Raw genomic sequence first — 19,070 nt, forward strand, 5'->3', positions numbered from 1 at the left:
ACCCACCCCCGGAAGTGAGGGCCACGCAACACGCAAGGAGTTCGCATGAGCACCACGGCCGATCCGACCACCCCGAAAGCCGATTCCGACAATCCCGAACTGAAGCGGGTGCTGGGCCCGGGCCTGTTGCTGCTGTTCGTCGTCGGCGACATCCTCGGTACCGGTATCTATGCCTTGACCGGCAAGGTCGCCAGCGAGGTCGGCGGGGCGGTCTGGTTGCCGTTCCTGTGCGCCTTCCTGGTGGCGCTGCTGACCGCGTTCGGTTATCTGGAGCTGGTCACCAAGTATCCGCAGGCCGGCGGCGCAGCGGTCTACACGCACAAGGCGTTCCGGATCCAGTTCATCACCTTCCTGGTCACCTTCGCGGTGATGGCCTCCGGTCTCACCTCGGCCTCCAGTGCCGCGAAAGCCTTTGCCGGCAACCTGTTCGCGGCCCTCGGGGTGCCGAACTCGACCGGTTGGACGGTGTTGCTGGTCGCCCTGGGCTTCATGACCGCGATCGCCCTGGTCAACCTGCGCGGCGTCGGCGAATCGGTGAAGCTGAATGTGGTGCTCACCGTGATCGAGCTGACCGGTCTGCTGATCGTGATCGGGGTCGGGGTGCTGGCGCTGTCCCGGGGACTCGGTGATCCGTCGCGGCTGACCCAGTTCACCGTGCCCGAGGGTGAGTCACCCTTCGGTGCGGTGACGGCGGCCACCGCGCTGGCATTCTTCGCCATGGTTGGTTTCGAGGACTCGGTGAACATGGCCGAGGAGACCAAGGATCCGGTCCGGGTGTTCCCGCGGACCATGCTGATCGGGCTCTGCATCACCGGTGTGATCTATGTGCTGGTGTCGATCTCGGCGATCACCCTGGTCTCGGCGGAGGAGCTCGGGCAGGGGTCCACCCCGCTGCTCAAGGTCGTGCAGGCCGGTGCGCCGGGCTTCCCGATCTGGATCTTCGCCTGGATCACCATGTTCGCGGTCGCCAACTCGGCGCTGATCAACATGATGATGGCCTCCCGGTTGCTCTACGGCATGTCGCGGGAGAAGGTGTTGCCCGGGCCGCTCGGCCGGGTGCTGAAGCGGCGCCGCACCCCGCACGTGGCGATCATTTTCACCACTCTGCTGGCGTTTGCGCTGATCGCCTTCGCCGATCTGACCGCCCTCGGTGGCACCACCTCGTTGCTGCTGCTCTGCGTGTTCACCCTGGTCAACGTGGCGGTGATCATCCTGCGGTTCAAGGAGCCCACCAAGCGGGACCACTTCAAGACCCCGCTGATCCTGCCGGCGCTCGGCGCGATCCTGTGCGCTTATCTGGCCAGCCCGCTGTCGGGGCGCAGCACCGACGACTACCAGGTGGCCGGGATCCTGATGGCGGTCGGGGTCGGGTTGAGCATCCTCACCCTGTTGCTGAACCGCTTCTATTTCCACCGTACGCACGAGATCGGCTCGTCGAAGACCGATCCGCGGCAGCCGTATCTCTGATCCCTACCGCTGGGCCGGGCCCTGGGCCCGGCGGGCCTGGTAGCCGCTCACCCAGCTGCTCAGGTCGTCACCGGCGATGGCGTGCTGCATCAGCTCGGGGAATGCATCCGGGGTGCAGGCGAACGCCGGGATGTCCAGTTGGGCGAGGATTCCGGCGAGTTCCCGGTCGTAGGCGGGGGCGCCGGAGTCGTCCAGTGCGAGCAGGCAGACCACCGTCACCCCCGACTCCCGCAGGGCCCGCAACCGGCGTACCAGGTCGGTCTCGTCGCCGCCCTCGAAGAGGTCCGAGATCAGCACCAGCACGGTGTCGGCGGGCCGGTCGATCAGCTCGGCGCAGTAGGCGATGGCCTGGTTGATGTCGGTGCCGCCGCCGAGCTGGGCGCCGAAGATCACCTCGACCGGGTCGGCCAGCCGGTCGGTCAGGTCGGCGACCGAGGTGTCGAAGGCGACCAGCGAGGTGTGCACGGTGTTCAGTCCGGCGAGCACGGCGGCGAACACCGAGGCATAGATGACCGATTCGGCCATCGACCCGGACTGGTCCAGCGCGATCACCACCTCCCGCTGGATGCCGACGCTGCGCCGACCGTGGCCGATCAGGCGGTGCGGCACGACGGTGCGGTGTTCGGGCAGGTAGTGCTTCAGATTCGCTGCGATGGTGCGGTTCCAGTCGATGTCACCGGGTCGTGGCCGGTGGGTGCGGCTGGCCCGGTTCAGCGCGCCGAGGGTGGCCGCCCGGGTGGGTTCGGCGAGCCGCCGCTGCAGGTCGTCGACGACCCGCTGCACCACCCGGCGGGCGGCGGCGCGCGCCTGTTCGGGGAGGACCGAACCGAGTTGGGCGAGGGTGCTCGCCAGGTGGATGTCCGGTTCGATCGACTCGATCAGTTCGGGATCGCGGAGCAGTGTCGCCAGGTCGAGGCGTTCCATCGCATCGCGCTGCAGCACCTGCACGACCGTGTTCGGGAACAGGTCGCGGATCTCACCCAGCCACTTGCTGATCCGCGGTGCCGAGGAACCCAGGCCGCCACTGCGTTTCGTGGCGCCGTCACCCGCCTCGGTGCGGTCGTAGAGGGCGCCCAGGGCTCGGTCCAGGGCACGGTCGGCACCGCTGAGCCCGGTGCCCTGCTCGTCGTCCCCGTCGGCACCGAGCAGCAGTCGCCAGCGCCGGGAGCGTTCACCGGTCTGTGGTTCAGCCACCGTGCACCCCGGTGAGTCGATCGAGTCGGGCCAGCGCCGGCAGCGCCAGGGTGAGTTCTGCGGTGTCCGGTCCGCCGGGGTCGGTCATCGCATCGTCGCGTTCCAGTTCCGCGGCCCGGTTGGCGATGTTGCGTCGTTCCGCCGGGGCGAAGTCGCCGAAGGTACGCCGCAGCAGCGGCAGCACGTCGGTGAACTCGTCCTCGGTCAGGTCGGCGACCCAGCGGTCCAGCAGCTGCAGCAGCCACCGGTCATGGATCAGCAGCACCGCACCGCCGGCCAGGAATCCCTCCACCCACAGGGCCTTCTCGGCCGGTGGGACGGCCCGGGAGAGCGCGCGGGAGAGGGCCCCGGCGGACTCCTCGGCGTCCAGTTCGCCGGCGTCGGTGAGCAGGCGGACCAGTCGGCCGGCCAGCAGCCCGTGCACGTCGCCGCGGTGCACCAGCGTGTGCAGGGTCTCGGTCCACACCTGGTGGCCGGGGCCGTCGGGCAGCAGGGTGAGCACCTGGTGCACGGCCTCGATGCGCTGGCTGAGTTCGCGGGCCGCCTCCTCGCCGAGGCCGCCGGCGACCGGTCCGAGACCGGCACAGACGCGCAGCAGCAGCGCTTCGGCGACCGCGGTCAGTGCCCCGGTGTCGGTGCCGCGGACATCGCCGTAGCGCTGCGCGCGGGCCAGGGCGGGCAGGGCCTCCAGCAGATGGTCCACATCGGTGTCCGCGGCGGCGCGCTCGTCGAGGATCCGCACCAGCGGGGTGAGCGCGTCGGTGAGGTCGGCCTGCAGAGCGAGTTCCAGGCTCTGGGTGACCTGGGCCAGGGTGTCGGTCTTCGACAGCAGTTCGGCGGTTGCGGCGGTCTCGACGGTGGTGCCCCACACCGAGGCCTCGACGATGCGAACCGACAGCTCGGGCCGCCAGCAGATCAGCCAGCCCTCCTTGAAGGTTCCGGTGCTGCCCACCTCGATCCGCTCACCCCAGTCGATGCCGAGGATCAGCAACCGGTGCAGCAGCTGCGAGCGGGCGCGGTCGTTGTCCTTGCGCAGGTCGAGGGTCAGTTCGCGTTCCTCGGCGGCGAGTTTGAGCCGCAGGGAGCGGGCGGTACGGCGCAGGTCGGCATCGAGCGGTACGCCGGGTGCGGACTCCGGCACCGTACCGAGCCGCTCACCGATCACCGCGCGCCGGGTGACCAGGTCCTGGGCCAGTCGGTTGCCGTCGCAGAGCACCGACAAGGTGGCATCCTGCACCTCGGCCAGTCCGGCCAGCGGCCGATTCCTCAGCACCGCAAGGGTTTCCGCCAGGCGTACCGCCTCGATGACGTGCGCCGAGGAGACGGGCAGGTCGTGCGCGCGGAGCACCTGGGCGACCTGGGTCAGCCAGCGAGTGACCACATCGTTCTCGGCGGTGAACAGGTGCTGGTACCAGCCGGGTGACTCGACGCCGGCACCGTAACCGGACGCGAAGCCCAGGCGGGAATGGGTCCACGGCACCCAGGTGAGGGTGACCCTGCGTTTCGGCAGGCCGCGGAGCACCTTGTTGTCGGCGGCGGCCGGGGGCAGCTTCCCGGTCAGTGCGGGCGCGTGCCAGGCACCGCAGACCACCGCGATCCGCTCCCGCCCGGCCTTGAGTTCGGCGCGGAGCACCTTGCGCATGTAGGCCTCCCGGCGCTGTTCCTCGCGCTCGTCGGCGGCACTGCGGCGGCGGGAGTCGTCGGTGCGCAGCTCGGCCATCGCCTCGGTGATCGCCTCGAACGGGTCGCCGCCGGAGCGCAGCTCCATCACGTCGTCCCACCAACGCTCCGGGTCGTCGTAGCCGGCGGTCCGGGCGAGCACCGCGATCGGGTCGTCACGGACCCACTGCTGGGGCCCGGATTCCTCGTCGGTCAAGGGATTCTGGTCGTCGGCCGGTTCGGGGTCGGGCTCGTCCCGCAGCGCGAGCACGGTCGCGGCGGGCAGGTCGGCGAAGCGCACCGGCACGCCGTGCTCCACCGCCCAGCGCATCGCCTGCCATTCGGGGGAGAAGACCGCCAGCGGCCAGAACGCGGAGCGGCCGGGATCGTCGGTGGCGTAGGCCATCAGTGCCACCGGGGGCTGCAGCTCCGGGTCGGCGGCCAGTTCGACGAGCGCGTCGGCCTCGGGCGGGCCCTCGATCAGCACCACCTCGGGCCGGAGTTCGTCAAGGGCCCGGACCACCGCGCGCGCCGAGCCGGGGCCGTGGTGCCGGATGCCGAGCACGCGGACCCGGGGGTCGCTGGTCTCGGCCGTCATGAGCCCATCGTAGGTGGCGGCGGTCAGCCGAGCTCGAGGGTGGCGCGGAGCCGTCCGGTCTCGGCTTCGGTGGCCCTCAGCAGGGCGGCGTAGGCCTCCTCGGCCCGGGCATCCGCGGGCGCCGCGGTGAGGGCCGCCTGCGCGTCGGCGGCGGCCCGGCGGTAGGCGAGTTCGTATCCTGTGCCCCAGGTGTCGGCCGGGGCGAGCAGGGTGGCCCGGTCCACCGGTGCGGGGTCAACCGTCCCCGCCAGGGACGCAGTGACGTGGAGGTTTCGTTCGATGATGCGCACGAGCAGGTCGGCGATCGATCCACCGTCCCGGCCGACCGCGGTGCCGAGGTCTCCGTGGGTGACCTCGGAGAGGTACGCGGCCAGCTCGGCGCTGGCCGATTCGAGGGGCGACAGGTCCATGGGTTCGTCCTTCCCGGATCGCAGATCATCTACCGCAGTAGATGAGTCATCTACCACGGTAGAGCAATTGGAGGGTGCTGTCGATGCCTGACGATCCCGATCTCGGCGCCCTGCTGGCCGCGCTCTTCCCCCGGCTGATCGCGATGGAGGAACCGATCCTGGCCGCGGCCGGGTTGTCCATGTGGGAGTACACGATCGCGACCGAGCTGGCCGCCACGGAGGCGCTCTCCCAGGTGGAGCTGTCCCGGCGGACCCGGCGCGACCCCACCCGGCTGGGCAAGCATCTCGACGAGCTGGAGTCCCGTGGGCTGGTGAGCCGGGAGCGGTCCGCCGATCAGCGGCAGCGCACGGTCCGGCTCACCGGGGCCGGCGAGCAGGCGTACGCCACCGCGAAGCGCCGCATCCGCGCCGCCGAGGACGAGCTGCTCGCCGCCGAACTCTCGGCCGCTGACGCCCGGCGGCTGCGCCAGCTCCTTACCCGCCTCACGCGATCCATCGAATCCTGAGTGCATATCCCTTGCCCTCCAGGGCTCGCGGGATGCACCCAGGATTCGATGGATCGCGGAAACTGGGTGGCAGCCGACCCACCGCAGCGAGCCGCAAGCACGTCTCGGTGTACCGGAAGGGGTGAAGCGGTTCATATCGACACGTCGGCCATTGCTCCGCTTCGCTGCGCATGGCCGACTACTCGATGAACGGAGTCAGCCCTCGCGGCAGGCGCGGTAGAAGTCCTTCCAGCCCTCGCGGCGGCGTACCACGGTTTCCAGGTATTCCTGCCAGGCAACGGAATCCGCGACCGGGTCCTTGACGACCGAGCCGACGATGCCGGAGGCGACGTCGCCGGCGCGCAGCACCCCGTCGCCGAAGTGCGCGGCCAGCGCGAGCCCGTTGGTGACCACCGAGATGGCCTCGGCGGTGGAGAGCGTGCCGGTGGGCACCTTGAGCGAGGTCTTGCCGTCATCGGTGAGACCGCCGCGCAGCTCGCGGAAGATCGTCACCACCCGGCGGATCTCGGTGGCGGCGTCGTCGATGGGCGGCAGCTCCAGCGAACGGCCCAGTTCGGCGACCCGGCGGGTGACGATCGAGACCTCCTCCTCCGCCGAGGCCGGCAGCGGCAGCACGACGGTGTTGAACCGCCGGCGCAGCGCCGAGGACAGATCGTTCACCCCGCGGTCCCGGTCGTTGGCGGTGGCGATCACGTTGAACCCGTGCACCGCCTGCACCTGATCGCCGAGCTCGGGCACCGGCAGCGTCTTCTCCGACAGGATCGTGATCAGCCCGTCCTGCACATCGGAGGGGATCCGGGTCAGCTCCTCGATCCGCGCGATCGCCCCGGTGCGCATCGCATTCATCACCGGGGAGGGCACCATCGCGGCCCGGCTCGGGCCCTCGGCCAGCAGCCGGGCATAGTTCCAGCCGTAGCGGACCGCTTCCTCCGCGGTACCGGCGGTGCCCTGCACCAGCAGCGTCGAATCCCCCGAGATCGCGGCGGCCAGGTGCTCCGAGACCCAGGACTTCGCGGTGCCGGGTACGCCGAGCAGCAGCAGCGCCCGGTCGGTGGCGAGGGTGGCGACGGCGATCTCCATCAACCGGCGACTGCCCACATATTTCGGGGTGAGTACGCTCCCGCCGGCCAGTTCACCACCCATCAGATAGGTCACCACCGCCCACGGCGAGAGCTTCCAGCTGGCCGGGCGGGGCCGGTCGTCGAGCTCGGCCAACCGGGCCAGCTCCTCGGCGTACTGCTGTTCGGCGTGCGGGCGCAGCAGCTCGCCCACGCCCTCGAACTGCACCTGGTCAACGGTTTCGCTCATCGTGTCTCCATCATGTCAGTGCCTCGGCGAGCCCCCGGCGGAGCTCCAGGTTCATCGCCGCGTTGAACGCCTGATTCTGTTGTGGGCCGGGAAATCCGCGCGCCATCCGCCGCAATCGACCGGCCGCGTCCACGCGGTGCTGCAGGCTGCCATGCGAACCGCACAGCGCGAGCACCCCGGGCCGCCCGCCACCGGCCTGCGGTGACTCCAGCCAGCGGAGCACCAGATCGGTGAGCCGTGGCGACCAGTGCCGTACCCCGAGCGCGGCCAGCCACTGCTTCGGCTCGTCCCGGCCGATCCGGCGATCCAACAACCGGTCACCGGCCTCGACCTCGGTGAGCTCGAACAGGTCCTCGTCCAGCATGTCCTGCTCACCGAGCAGTTCCAGCGCCAGCTCCGGATCTCGTTCCCGCAGCGCCGCGATCGCCAGCCCGGAATCGAATCCGGGGCCGCCGGTGACCTCGGCGCCGACCAGCTCGATCGCCGACCGGCCGACCAGCTCGGGCCAGTCGGCAATCGGGATCGCACCGACCAAGGTGGCCATCGCCCGCTCCCCCGGCGGCCGTTCCCCCTTCACCGCGATCAGCCCATCGCGTTCGTCGGCGGCGGTCAGCTCGGCCAGGTCGATCCGCCAGCCGCCGGGCCGGCCGCGGCGGACCCGGTGCCGGACCCGCTCCCGCATCCGGGCCAGGTACGCCGAGCCGGACAGCCGGGGCAGCAACCGTTGAGCGAGTTCGCGGACCGACCGGCCGCGGTCGTCCAATGCCTGCTCCAGCAGGGGTTCGTCGGCGGGGCCCAGCCCCTCGCCGAGGGTCTCGAGCAGCCGCAACCGGACCTCGGCCGGTTCGTGCGGCAGCGCGGCGGCGAGCAGTTCCCGGGACCGATCCGGGTCGGCGGCCCGTACGGCGGCGAGCCAGGCGACCCGCTCGGCCGTGCCGCCCTCGGTCCACGGCCGGTCGTCGTCGACCGCGGGCAGGAGCAGTTCGTCGAAGCGCCAGGCGGGGTTCTGCCGCGCCAGCCAGGCACCGCGCTCGCCGAGCACCGGTACCACCAGCGGCCGCAGCTCCCGCCGCCCGGTGGCCAGCTCCAGCACCGGCACCACCGAACCGATCGGCAGCCGGCGGCCATTGTCGGCGAGCATCCGCAGCCCGTCGGTGACCAGCTCGAGGCGCCGCGATCCGACCGCCTCGGCGAACAGCCGCAGGAACTGTCCGCCGGGTGCGGAACGGGTCTCCGGCGCCGCCCCCGGCGGCAACTCCGCGGCGCCGACCAGTCCACCGGTGGCGCGCCCGGCGACCGCCACCCGGCCGGCGGTCGCCAGCACCGCGGCCTCCTCGGCACCGACCGCATCCTCCGCCGCGGCCGGCGTACCCCGCAACGCCGCCGGCACCCGACTCCAGTCGACCGTGCGCCGGCCGGTCCCGACGACCGCGGCCGCAACCAGTCCGCTGAGCTCGTTCACAGCACCACCACCGTCCCACCGGTGACCCGCTCGTCCAGCACCGACAGCGGATTGAACCCCGCACCGTCCCATTCCCCCAGCCAGTCGGCCGGCTGCCCGGCGGTCACCAGCAATGCCTTCCACAGCAGCGATTCCGGGCCGGTGACCCGGATCGCTGCGCCGTCCTCGTCGACCAGCACGAAGTCCTCACCGGTACGCCCCAGCCGGCCCCGGACGGCGGTCGGCCAGAGTCGCAACCAGGGGTCGATGGCGAGCGCTGCGGCGTACCCCTCGCGCAGGCCGGCGATCCCGGGCGCGTGCAGCGGCCAGCCGGCCACCCTCGGTTCGGGGTTGCCGTGGCGTTGCCCGATCTGGGCCCGCAGCGGCAGCGCGGTGTCGTGGAAGTGCAGGTCGGCCTCCAGCAGCATCCCGGGAGCGATCGACATCTCATAGGGCGCACCGTTGACCGAGAAGAACAGCACCAGCGCGAATCGGCCGGTGCGCTGCCCGACCAGCCAGACCCGGCGGGTCTGCACCCGTTCGTCGTCATCGGTGTCGTGCAGCCCGAAGACCACCCAGGCATCGCGCACCGGGGTCCCCGCCAGCACCTCCGCCGAGGCCACCGGATAGCCGAGATGACCACGCAGCATCGTCAACTCGGCCGGGTCCAGGCGTTCCCGGTTCCGCATCGCCTCGGCGAGCAACCAGAGCAGCCCGAACTCCCGCAGCAACCGCTCCGGCCAGTCACCCCCGCTGGCCGGAATGTACGCCAGGGAACGGATCCAGCGCGCCACCCCGGGCGCCTGGGCATCGACCATCCGGGCGGCCAGCAGCTCGAACTCCTGCGGTCGACCGACCAGCCGGGCCAGTCCGCCCCGCACCTGATCGGCCAGCCACTGCTGCAGCTCCAGCAGGCCGGCGGCCACCCGATCGTCGCGGGCGGCGGCCCGCTCGGCCGCGGCCCGGCGTACCTCCTGCGGATCCTTCTCGACCGGCTCGGCCGCTGCCCGGCCGCCGGCCATGAAGTCGGCGGCGTACGCCTGCGGGGCGCCCTCGTCGTCGTCGGGCAACCGCTCCTCCGCCCACAGGAACAGCAACCCCAACGCGTGCTTGCAGGGGAACTTGCGCGACGGGCAACTGCAGCGATACCGGGGCCCCTCGGTGTCCACCACGACCCGGTACGGCGTCCGCGCCGACCCGCGGCACTCACCCCACAGCACCGCGCCCTGACTGCCGACGTGCTGCCACGGACCGGGGTTCGCGAGCTTGCGACCGGCGACCTCGGCGGCCGAATCGGGGGCCGCAGCGACCACCCGATCGACCGTCCAGCGCTGCGCCATATGGCCAAGAGTAGGCTTCGGCGGAGAACAGTGTGATCCCGGCTACTAGGAGTTCAGGTGAGCAACGACGCGCCCGAGACCGAGCACCACGACCGCAGCTATCCGCCGCCGGCCGAGCTGGCCGCGAACGCGAACATCACCCAGGAGACGCTGGAGAAGTCCTGGGCGGATCCGGACGCGTTCTGGGCCGAGCAGGCCAAACGACTCGACTGGGGCACCGAGCCCACCGAGACCCTCGACTGGTCCAACCCGCCGTTCGCCAAGTGGTACGCCGACGGCACCCTGAATGCCGCGGTGAACTGCGTGGACCGGCACGTGGATGCCGGCAACGGTGACCGGGTCGCCTTCTACTGGGAGGGTGAACCCGAGGGACACGAGCGGACCATCACCTATGCCGAGCTGAAGGACGAGGTGAGCCGGGCCGCGAACGCCCTCACCGAACTCGGCGTCAAGGCCGGGGACCGGGTGGCCATCTACATGCCGATGATCCCCGAGGCGATCGTCGCGATGCTGGCCTGCGCCCGACTGGGCGCTCCGCACACGGTGGTCTTCGGCGGTTTCTCCGCCGATGCGCTGTCCACCCGGATCCTGGACTGTGGCGTCGAGGTGGTGATCACCGCCGACGGTGGTTACCGCCGCGGTGCCCCGTCGGCGCTCAAGCCGGCGGTCGACAAGGCGCTGGAGAAGACCCCCGACGTGCGCAGCGTCGTCGTGGTCCGGCGTACCGGTCAGGACACCGAGATGACCGAGGGCCGGGACGTCTGGTGGCACGACGTGGTCGGCAACGCCTCCCCCGAGCACGAGGCCGAGCAGTTCCCGGCCGAGCACCCGCTCTACATCATGTACACCTCCGGTTCGACCGGGAAGCCGAAGGGCATCCTGCACACCACCGGCGGTTACCTGGTCGGCACCTCCTACACCCACTGGGGCACCTTCGACCTGAAGCCGGAGACCGATGTCTACTGGTGCGCCGCCGACATCGGCTGGGTGACCGGACACTCCTATCTGGTCTACGGCCCGCTCGCCAACGGCACCACCAGCGTCATCTACGAGGGCACTCCGGACACCCCGCACAAGGGCCGGTTCTGGGAGATCATCGACAAGTACAAGGTGTCGATCCTCTACACCGCGCCGACCGCGATCCGCACCTTCATGAAGTGGGGTGCCGACATCCCGGCCGAATACGACCTGTCCAGCCTGCGGGTGCTCGGTTCGGTCGGTGAGCCGATCAACCCCGAGGCCTACAACTGGTACCGGGAGAACATCGGCCACGACAACTGCCCGGTGGCCGACACCTGGTGGCAGACCGAGACCGGGATGCACATGATCGCACCGATGCCCGGGGTCGCCGACGGCAAGCCCGGCGCGGCGATGACCCCGGTCCCGGGGGTGATGGTCGATGTCGTCGACGACGAGGGCAAGCCGCTCGGCAACGACGAGTCGGGCCTGCTGGTGGTCACCCGCCCCTGGCCGGCGATGCTGCGCACCCTGTGGGGTGACGACCAGCGCTACATCGACACCTACTGGTCCCGTTTCGAGGGCATCTACTTCGCCGGTGACGGGGCGAAGAAGGACGCCGACGGTGATCTGTGGCTGCTCGGCCGCGTCGACGACGTGATGAACGTGTCCGGGCACCGGATGTCGACCGCCGAGATCGAGTCCTCGCTGGTCGGCAACCCGAAGGTCGCCGAGGCCGCGGTGGTGGGCGCCACCGACGAGACCACCGGCCAGGCCGTGGTCGCGTTCGTGATCCTGCGCTCCGACGCCGCTGCCGATGCCGAGAACGACCGGGACGCGGTGGTGCAGGAGCTGCGCACCCATGTCGGCAACGACATCGGCCCGATCGCCAAGCCGAAGCAGATCCTGATCGTCGACGAGCTGCCGAAGACCCGTTCGGGCAAGATCATGCGCCGGCTGCTCCGCGACATCGCCGAGGGCCGCGAGGTGGGTGATGTCACCACCCTCACCGACTCGGAGGTGATGAACACCATCCAGGCCGACCTCGGCAAGAAGTGAGGTACGCCGCGGCGTAGAAAATCGGGCGCCTCGGATTCCTTTTCTCGAATGGGAATCCGGGGCGTCCGTCCGTTTCCCAGCCAGTGATCGGCTGGTACGCCCCGGTGGGCGACCGGTAGACTGCCCCGCGGTGTGCCGGGAAGTCTGGTCGGCGTGAAGCGTGCGTACCCAGAACATCCCCGTCCATGATGGAGACCCAGATGAGCAGTGCCCAGTCCGACCCCTCGGAGACCAACGACTCCGACACCGGAGGCAGCAACGGCGGCCGGAAGGTGCTGCTGTTCGGCCGGCTCGGCCCCGACGACACCCGGGTGCTGCCGGAACTGCTGCGCAACGAGACCGTCGGTGGTGCGCTGATGCTGGCCGCCACCGTCGCCGCCCTGCTGTGGGCCAACTTCGGCAGCGACAGCTACAGCGCTGTCCGCGGCACCTATGTGGGCCCGATGAGCCTGCAGCACTGGGCCTCCGACGGGCTGCTCACCGTCTTCTTCTTCGTCGCCGGGCTGGAGCTGAAGCGGGAGTTCACCAGCGGTTCGCTGGCCAAACCCTCCGAGGCGCTGCTGCCGGTGGTGGCCGCGATCGCGGGCATGGTGGTGCCGGCCTCGATCTACATCATCGTCAACCTGTCCAGCGACCAGGGCAACCTGGGTGGCTGGGCCATTCCGATGGCCACCGATATCGCCTTCGCACTGGCCATCCTGGCCGCGGTCGGCTCCAAGCTGCCGACCAGCCTGCGTGCCTTCCTGCTGACCCTGGCGATCGTCGACGACCTGGGTGCGATCATCGTGATCGCGGTCGTCTTCACCTCGGGACTGAAGCTGGCCTGGCTGGCCGGTGCCCTGGCCTGCGCGGCGCTGTGGTGGTTCCTGCAGCGCAAGCGCGTCGACAACGGTTGGATCTACATCCCGCTGTTCATCCTCGGCTGGTGGTGCATGTACTCCTCCGGTGTGCACGCCACCATCGCCGGTGTGCTGTTCGGCCTGCTGACCCGCTCCGATGCCAACGACCCGAAGGACCCGGTGGACCGTTGGCAGCACACCTGGCACCCCATCTCGGCGGGTGTCATCGTGCCGATCTTCGCGCTGATGGCCGCGGGTGTGGCGGTCAATGCGACCGCGATCCGCGATGTGTTCACCACCCCGGTCGGGCTCGGCATCGTGCTCGGTCTGGTGCTCGGCAAGCCGATCGGCGTGTTCGCCGGGGCATATCTCACCGCCCGTTTCACCAAGGCGAATCTGGCCCCGGATCTGCGCTGGTCGGAGGTGTTCTCGGTCAGCATGCTGGCCGGTGTCGGCTTCACCGTGGCGCTGTTCGTCTCCGAGTTGGCCTTCACCCGCAACGAATTGTTGATCGAGGAGTCGAAGGCAGCGATCCTGATCGCCTCGCTGATCGCGGCCCTCGTCGCGACGGTCGGTCTGCGGCGGCGTACCCGGCAACGGATGGCTGACGCGGAGAACGCCTGACCCCGCTGCTAGTCTCCTGCCATGGCGTACCCACAGAATGTGCAGAACGTCGACCAGCCGGACGCCGGCCGCAGCGTCGGCGACCTGACCAAGCTGATCAGCGAGGATGTCAAGGCGCTGGTCAAGAGCGAGATCGACCTCGCCAAGGCCGAGCTGGTTCCGTCCGCGAAACATGCCGGTGTCGGCGCGGGCCTGTTCGGCGGGGCGGGCTACTTCGCGATGAACGGGGTCTCACTGCTCTTCCTGGCCGGTGCGCTGGGGATCGGCAAGCTGTTCGGCGCCCCGACCGGTTGGGTGGCACTCGGTTTCGTGATCATGGCCGTGCTGATCTTCCTGATCGCGGGCATCCTGGCGCTGATCGGCAAGGGTCAGTTCAGCAAGGTGAAGGGACCGGAGCGGACCATCGCCCAGGCCGAGACCTCGATCCAGGCCGTCAAGGGTGCGATCGCCCGCGGCAACGCCGACGCCAAGACCGCCGAGCTGGAGCGCAAGACCTTCCGCAACCCGGACCGCGTCGACGACCTGCGCTAGGCCCTCAGCCGAGCAGCGCGGCCAGCGCCGTCCAGGACTGCGGCGAGGCGCCGTATCCCTGCCCGGTCTCGGGATTCCAGTATTCCGACCAGGCGCTGGCCACCGCGCCGGCACGCGTGCTGCGGGCCAGTTCCGCAGCCAGGTCGGTACGCCCCCAGCGGCGGGCGGCCAGCCAGAACAGATAGTTCAGGTTGGGCCAGGCGGCACCGCGCCAGTAGGCGGTCGGGTCGTACGCCGGATCGTTGCGGGCGACGTTGGTCGGTCCGTACGCCGTCCCACCGAACAGCTGGGGATCACCGAGCGCCGCGAGCGCCCGCTCGGCACGGTCCCGGTCGGCGGTGACCAGTGCTGGCATCAGGCCATCGCTGATCCGGATCGCGGCGCTGGCCCGGGTGCCACCGGTCAGCGGCAGATCGACCCACTGACCGTCCTGCCAGAGCCGGTCGTCGATGGCGGCCGCGAGCCGATCGGCCCGCTCGGTCAGGTCGGCCCGACCCAGCAGCTGCCCCAGTTCGCGCAGATTGAACGCCACGTAGGCGTTGAACCCGGCCGGTGCGCAGCGGAAGCGGTCGTTGTCCACCGCGGCACCGTCGGCGGCGAACCGCACCGAGGCCATCAACTCCTTGTTCCACTGCGAGCGGACGCGCTGGTCGTAGTCGGCCGGTGTGCGCCCCGGTGCACCCCAGCCGTCGAAGCGGGGTGAGTGGTCGTTGCCGGCCTCCCAGGGATGCACGATCGCCAGCAGGCCGAGGTCGGTCACCAGCCGGTGTCGCCAGAGCCAGTCGAAGTGCCGCACCGCGCGCTCAGCGAGTGCGACCGGTGTCTCGATCCCGGCGCGCTGGAGTTCGGCCAGCGCGTGAGAGAAGAATGGTGGCTGGGTCAGCGATGAGCGATCCGGTAGTGGGCCGAGGAAGGTGTCGGGGCCGGCCGGCCCGTAGCGCATGTGCGGCACCATCCCTTCGGCCAGCTGCCCGCCCAGCAGGGCGGTGACCTCCGGCACCGCATCCGGATCGCCGAACCGCGCGCGGGCGATCGCGTGGAAGGCGGAGTCCCAGAGCCACAGATGGGGATAACTGTCCGGATTGGGCACGGTCCAGCCGGAGTCGGCGACCCAGTTGTCCGCCAGCACCGTCAGTGCCCGTTCCCGGAGCGCGGCCTCGTCGTCGGTGACCTCTTCGTCGGTGACCTCGTTGTCCATGGCTGGGATGTTATCGATATCTCCGCGGTTGGTCCGGGAGCTGGTGCGATGGCCGCCACAGATGCCGCGGCCACGGCGCCGAGGCGGTAGCCTCGGGGGTGATGTCGAACGAGATTCTGCCCACCGAGGCCCGCAAGCTCACCGGCTGGGGGCGTACCGCACCCACCACCGCGCAGGTGCTGTCCACCCCGGATGTCGAACTGATCGCCCGGGCGGTCAGCCAGGTCGCCGAGGACAACGACAGCAAGCCGCGGCACCTGCACCGAGGCGTGATCGCGCGTGGGCTCGGTCGCTCCTACGGCGACCCGGCGCAGAACGGCGGCGGCCTGGTGGTCGACATGACCGCACTGAACCAGATCCACTCGATCGACGCCGATACCGGCATCGCCGATGTCGACGGTGGTGTGGACCTGGATCAGCTGATGCGGGCGGCGCTGCCGTTCGGGCTCTGGGTGATCGTGTTGCCCGGTACGCGACAGGTCACCATCGGTGGGGCGATCGCCAACGACATCCACGGCAAATCCCACCACACCACGGGATCCTTCGGCGACACCGTGCTGGAGATGCAGCTGCTGGTCGCCGACGGCCGGGTGCTCACCCTGCGCCCGGACGGCTCCCCCGACGACCCCGAGGGTGAGCTGTTCTGGGCCACCGTCGCCGGTGTCGGCCTGACCGGGATCATCCTGCGCGCCAAGCTGCAGCTGCGGAAGGTGGAGACGGCATATTTCCTCGCCGACTGCCGGGTCACCGAGACTCTCGACGAGACGATCGCGGCGCACACCGACGGCACCGAGGAGCAGTACGAGTATTCCTCCGCCTGGTTCGATGCGGTGAACCCGCCGCCGCGGCTCGGTCGCGCCGAGATCTCCCGCGGCCGGCACGCGCTGCTCGACGAGCTGCCGAAGAAGCTGCGCCCGGCGCCGCTGGCCTTCGATGCGCCGAAATTCTTCGACCTGCCCGACGCCTTCCCCAACGGGCTGGCCAACAAGTTCACCTTCACCCTCGCCTCCGATGTCTGGTACGCCAAGGCGAAGCCGTATCAGAACAAGGTGGTGAACCTGACGCAGTTCTATCACCCGCTGGACATGTTCGGGGAGTGGAACCGGGGTTACGGTTCGAACGGATTCCTGCAGTACCAGTCGCTGGTGCCGATGGATGCGATGGAGGGCTTCAAGAAGCTGATCCACACCGTCCAGGGTTCGGGTCACTACTCGTTCGTCAACGTCTTCAAGCTGTTCGGCGAGGGCAACCGGGCGCCGCTGTCCTTCCCGATGGCGGGCTGGAACTTCGCCGTCGACTTCCCGATCCGCCCGGGCCTGCACGAGTTCCTTTCCGAACTGGACAAGCAGATCCTGCAGTTCGGCGGGCGGGTCTACACCGCCAAGGACTCCCGGGTCACCGCCGCCGACTTCCGCAGGATGTACCCGCGGCTGGACGAGTGGATCGCGGTCCGCCGCCGGGTCGACCCGACCGGTGTCTTCGCCTCCGACATGGCCCGCCGCCTCGAACTCCTGTGACCACACGAAAGGAATCCCAGTGATCGATGCCGTTGGAAACCCGCAGAAGATCCTGCTGCTCGGTGGCAGCTCCGAGATCGGATTGACCATTGTGTCGGAGTTCCTGGCCCGGCAACCGGCGAAGGTCGTGCTGGCCGGCCTCGCCGACGACCCGCGCCGCGACACCGCGCTGGACCAGCTGCGGGCGGCCGGGGCCACCGAGGTGGACTGGCTGGACTTCGACGCGGTCGACTTCGACTCCCATCCCGCGAGCATCGACGCCGCCTGGGCCGGTGGTGACGTGGACATCGCGGTCGTCGCCTTCGGGATGCTCGGTGACAACGAGGAGCAGTGGCAGAACCAGAAGCTGGCGGTGCTCGCCTGCAATCTGAACTACACCGCGGCGGTCTCGGTCGGCGTACTGCTCGGGCAAAAGATGAAGGACCAGGGTTACGGCCAGATCATCGCGATGAGCTCCGCGGGGGCGATGCGGGTCCGCCGGACGAACTTCGTCTACGGCTCCAACAAGCTCGGCCTGGATGCCTTCTACACCAACCTGGGTGAGGCGCTCGAGGAATACGGGCCGCGGGTGCTGGTGATCCGGCCCGGTCAGGTCCGCACCCGGATGTCGGCACACCTCGACGACGCACCGCTGACCGTCGACAAGGAAGAGGTCGGCAAGCTCGCGGTGAAGGGCGTGGACAAGAAGAAGCTGATCGTCTGGGCGCCGCCGGCCTTCGCGCTGGTGATGCTGGTGCTGCAGCACATCCCACGGCCGATCTTCAAGAAGCTGCCGATCTGAGCTCGATCCCCATCCGGACAGCGAAAGGGCCCGTACGCCTCGGCGTACGGGCCCTTCACGTTGGAGCGGCGCGACTCAGGGACGGTTGCACTTGGTGGATGCGGGGGCATCCCTGCCGGCAATGTATTTGTAGGCGCGCTTGAAGCTTTCGCAGCGCTCCCCATCCTCGGCCCGCGCCCGAGCGGTGCTGGTGTTGTCGTAACCGACGTACTTGCTGATCAGGCCCATGTTGAACTGGTCGGCCGCGGCATTGCTGTTCGGCCGAGCCTGCGTCCAGTACCAGCCGGCGATCTGTGGCGAGTAGGGCAACTGAGAAGCGCGCACCTGATTGTCGCCCATCAGATCGACCCCGATGCCCTTACCGGCCGCCTCGTAGTTGTACGGACCCGTGATCTGGATGTAGCCACGACCCCGGTATCGCAACGGGTCGTAACCGCGTTCGCCGATCGCGTAGTCGAAGGTGGACTCGTGTGCCAGCGTGGCCAGGAAGGCCGCCTTACGCTGCGGAGTGCTGGCGATGCCGCGCTTGCGCATCTCGGCGTTCAGATACGGCAGCCCCTGCTCCACCCGGCTGGTGTCGGCGACCCGGCCCGGGAACATCTTCTCCAGGTCACCCCGGGTGATGTCACCGGCCTTCGGCGGCCCCGGATCGACCGGCGGCGGGGTTGGGGTGGAATCCTTGGTGGCACCGAACAGGGCACCCCAGGTCTGCGGTCCGACGACCCCGTCCTGCGCCAGTCCCTTCGACTTCTGGAACGCCTTGACCGCACCGAGGGTCCGCGGACCGAAGGAGCCGTCCACGCTGACCGACTGGCCGGAGTTGCGCAGCAGGGTCTGCACCGCGCGGACCCGGTTGCCCTCGGTGCCGTAGCGGGTCACGACGCTCAGCTTCGCCAGCGTCTTGGGGCCGACGATCCCGTCCTGCACCAGGCCGTTGCGGGCCTGGAAGCCCTTCACCGCGCTCTTGGTGGCCGGACCGAAGCTGCCGTCGATCTCGATGTTGAAGCCATTGGCGCGCAGCAGATACTGCAGGCCGCTGACGCGGTTGGAACGGGTGCCTTCCTTGAGCACAGGTGCGCTGGCGGCGTACGCCGCGGAGATGCCGACCGGGGCCGCGACACCGACGGTGGCGAGCACCGCGATCGTGGCGGCGACGATCTTCTTCTTGCCCTCGAACATTTTCTGGTCTCGCTCTCTGGGGGGAGCCCCTTGCCGGGATGTACACCGGGGACGTTAGGGACAGCCGGGTGCGAGCGACCAGAGTCGTGGGGGTGGATGGTTCCGCCGGATACTTCCGGGCGTCTTTATGTCGGCTCGCGCGCGGCGCGCCATGACCCCGCTCTTCGGCCCAGTCGTCGAAATCCCGCGGTGGGTCGGTGCCCGGTGGCGTAGTAGACGCGAGATTTCTCCTTGATGGGCCTGCATCACGGGGACGCGCCGCTGGACGCTCGCCTCCCGACGCTCATCGAGCAGCCCGCCATCGGCAGGGTGCGTCCGCAACGCTCATCGAGTAGCCCGCCATGCGGAGCCTGCGGAGCAATGGCGGGCGACGGTCCTATAGATCGTCAAGTGGTCATGAGGTCGGTTTTGAGGTTTCGGTAGATGGTGCGGGCGAGGTGGCGTTTGAGGCATCGGATGGTT

15 protein-coding genes are annotated in these 19,070 nt (G+C 69.6%); 7 read left to right on the top strand and 8 right to left on the bottom strand.

The window, feature by feature from the left end; genetic code table 11:
• The first annotated feature begins 45 nt into the window (after positions 1 to 45).
• Positions 46 to 1,467 carry an APC family permease gene (locus C8D81_RS00225; RefSeq protein WP_133625337.1) on the top strand — a complete coding sequence of 474 codons (1,422 nt, stop codon included), beginning with the start codon at positions 46 to 48 and terminating at the stop codon, positions 1,465 to 1,467.
• A 3-nt stretch (positions 1,468 to 1,470) separates the two neighbouring features.
• Here the strand turns inward: C8D81_RS00225 and C8D81_RS00230 are convergent, their stop codons facing one another.
• The 3 genes from C8D81_RS00230 to C8D81_RS00240 are packed head-to-tail and all read right to left on the bottom strand — an operon-like array spanning position 1,471 to position 5,328.
• Positions 1,471 to 2,661, bottom strand: a complete 1,191-nt coding sequence (locus C8D81_RS00230) for a VWA domain-containing protein (protein WP_094404822.1) — start codon at positions 2,659 to 2,661, stop codon at positions 1,471 to 1,473.
• Entirely contained in the window at positions 2,654 to 4,918 is a 2,265-nt protein-coding gene (locus tag C8D81_RS00235; protein ID WP_094426089.1) for a DUF5682 family protein, read from the bottom strand. Before C8D81_RS00235 ends, C8D81_RS00230 begins: the two co-directional genes overlap by 8 nt.
• Positions 4,919 to 4,941: 23 nt before the next feature.
• Entirely contained in the window at positions 4,942 to 5,328 is a 387-nt protein-coding gene (locus C8D81_RS00240; protein ID WP_094404820.1) for a hypothetical protein, read from the bottom strand.
• An 83-nt stretch (positions 5,329 to 5,411) separates the two neighbouring features.
• Here C8D81_RS00240 and C8D81_RS00245 point away from each other — a divergent pair, with 83 nt between their 5' ends.
• The gene (locus C8D81_RS00245; protein WP_133625338.1) at positions 5,412 to 5,834 is read left to right on the top strand and encodes a MarR family winged helix-turn-helix transcriptional regulator; all 423 of its coding nucleotides are present in this window, start codon (positions 5,412 to 5,414) and stop codon (positions 5,832 to 5,834) included.
• A 195-nt stretch (positions 5,835 to 6,029) separates the two neighbouring features.
• Here the strand turns inward: C8D81_RS00245 and C8D81_RS00250 are convergent, their stop codons facing one another.
• The 3 genes from C8D81_RS00250 to C8D81_RS00260 are packed head-to-tail and all read right to left on the bottom strand — an operon-like array spanning position 6,030 to position 9,923.
• On the bottom strand, positions 6,030 to 7,142 hold the full coding sequence (locus C8D81_RS00250; protein WP_094431178.1) for an ATP-binding protein: 1,113 nt from the start codon (positions 7,140 to 7,142) through the stop codon (positions 6,030 to 6,032).
• Between the two features lie 10 nt (positions 7,143 to 7,152).
• Positions 7,153 to 8,604, bottom strand: coding sequence for a DUF5691 domain-containing protein (locus tag C8D81_RS20780; RefSeq protein WP_094431176.1), 1,452 nt, complete (start codon positions 8,602 to 8,604; stop codon positions 7,153 to 7,155).
• Complete coding sequence (locus C8D81_RS00260) at positions 8,601 to 9,923, bottom strand: SWIM zinc finger family protein (RefSeq protein ID WP_094431174.1); 1,323 nt, start codon at positions 9,921 to 9,923, stop codon at positions 8,601 to 8,603. Before C8D81_RS00260 ends, C8D81_RS20780 begins: the two co-directional genes overlap by 4 nt.
• Positions 9,924 to 9,980: 57 nt before the next feature.
• On the opposite strand from C8D81_RS00260, the gene acs reads away from it, so the two are divergent.
• The 3 genes from acs to C8D81_RS00275 all read left to right on the top strand — a co-directional run bounded on the left by acs (position 9,981) and on the right by C8D81_RS00275 (position 13,933).
• Entirely contained in the window at positions 9,981 to 11,939 is a 1,959-nt protein-coding gene (gene acs, locus C8D81_RS00265) for an acetate--CoA ligase (RefSeq protein WP_094356282.1), read from the top strand.
• Between the two features lie 200 nt (positions 11,940 to 12,139).
• A complete protein-coding gene (nhaA, locus tag C8D81_RS00270) occupies positions 12,140 to 13,402 on the top strand; it encodes a Na+/H+ antiporter NhaA (protein WP_094399502.1) in 1,263 nt (420 codons plus the stop codon).
• Positions 13,403 to 13,423: 21 nt separating this feature from the next.
• Entirely contained in the window at positions 13,424 to 13,933 is a 510-nt protein-coding gene (locus C8D81_RS00275) for a phage holin family protein (RefSeq protein ID WP_094356284.1), read from the top strand.
• 4 nt (positions 13,934 to 13,937) lie between these two features.
• On the opposite strand, the gene C8D81_RS00280 is transcribed toward C8D81_RS00275, so the two are convergent.
• Positions 13,938 to 15,131 carry an MGH1-like glycoside hydrolase domain-containing protein gene (locus tag C8D81_RS00280; RefSeq protein ID WP_133625339.1) on the bottom strand — a complete coding sequence of 398 codons (1,194 nt, stop codon included), beginning with the start codon at positions 15,129 to 15,131 and terminating at the stop codon, positions 13,938 to 13,940.
• Between the two features lie 101 nt (positions 15,132 to 15,232).
• Here C8D81_RS00280 and C8D81_RS00285 point away from each other — a divergent pair, with 101 nt between their 5' ends.
• Positions 15,233 to 16,648, top strand: a complete 1,416-nt coding sequence (locus C8D81_RS00285) for an FAD-binding oxidoreductase (protein WP_094431172.1) — start codon at positions 15,233 to 15,235, stop codon at positions 16,646 to 16,648.
• Positions 16,649 to 16,667: 19 nt separating this feature from the next.
• Positions 16,668 to 17,429, top strand: coding sequence for a decaprenylphospho-beta-D-erythro-pentofuranosid-2-ulose 2-reductase (locus C8D81_RS00290; RefSeq protein ID WP_094431170.1), 762 nt, complete (start codon positions 16,668 to 16,670; stop codon positions 17,427 to 17,429).
• Between the two features lie 75 nt (positions 17,430 to 17,504).
• Here the strand turns inward: C8D81_RS00290 and C8D81_RS00295 are convergent, their stop codons facing one another.
• Positions 17,505 to 18,608, bottom strand: a complete 1,104-nt coding sequence (locus C8D81_RS00295; RefSeq protein WP_094431168.1) for a peptidoglycan-binding protein — start codon at positions 18,606 to 18,608, stop codon at positions 17,505 to 17,507.
• Positions 18,609 to 19,070 lie beyond the last annotated feature (462 nt).

The sequence above is a fragment of the Enemella evansiae genome (genome assembly GCF_004362375.1).
GTDB lineage: Bacteria > Actinomycetota > Actinomycetes > Propionibacteriales > Propionibacteriaceae > Enemella > Enemella evansiae.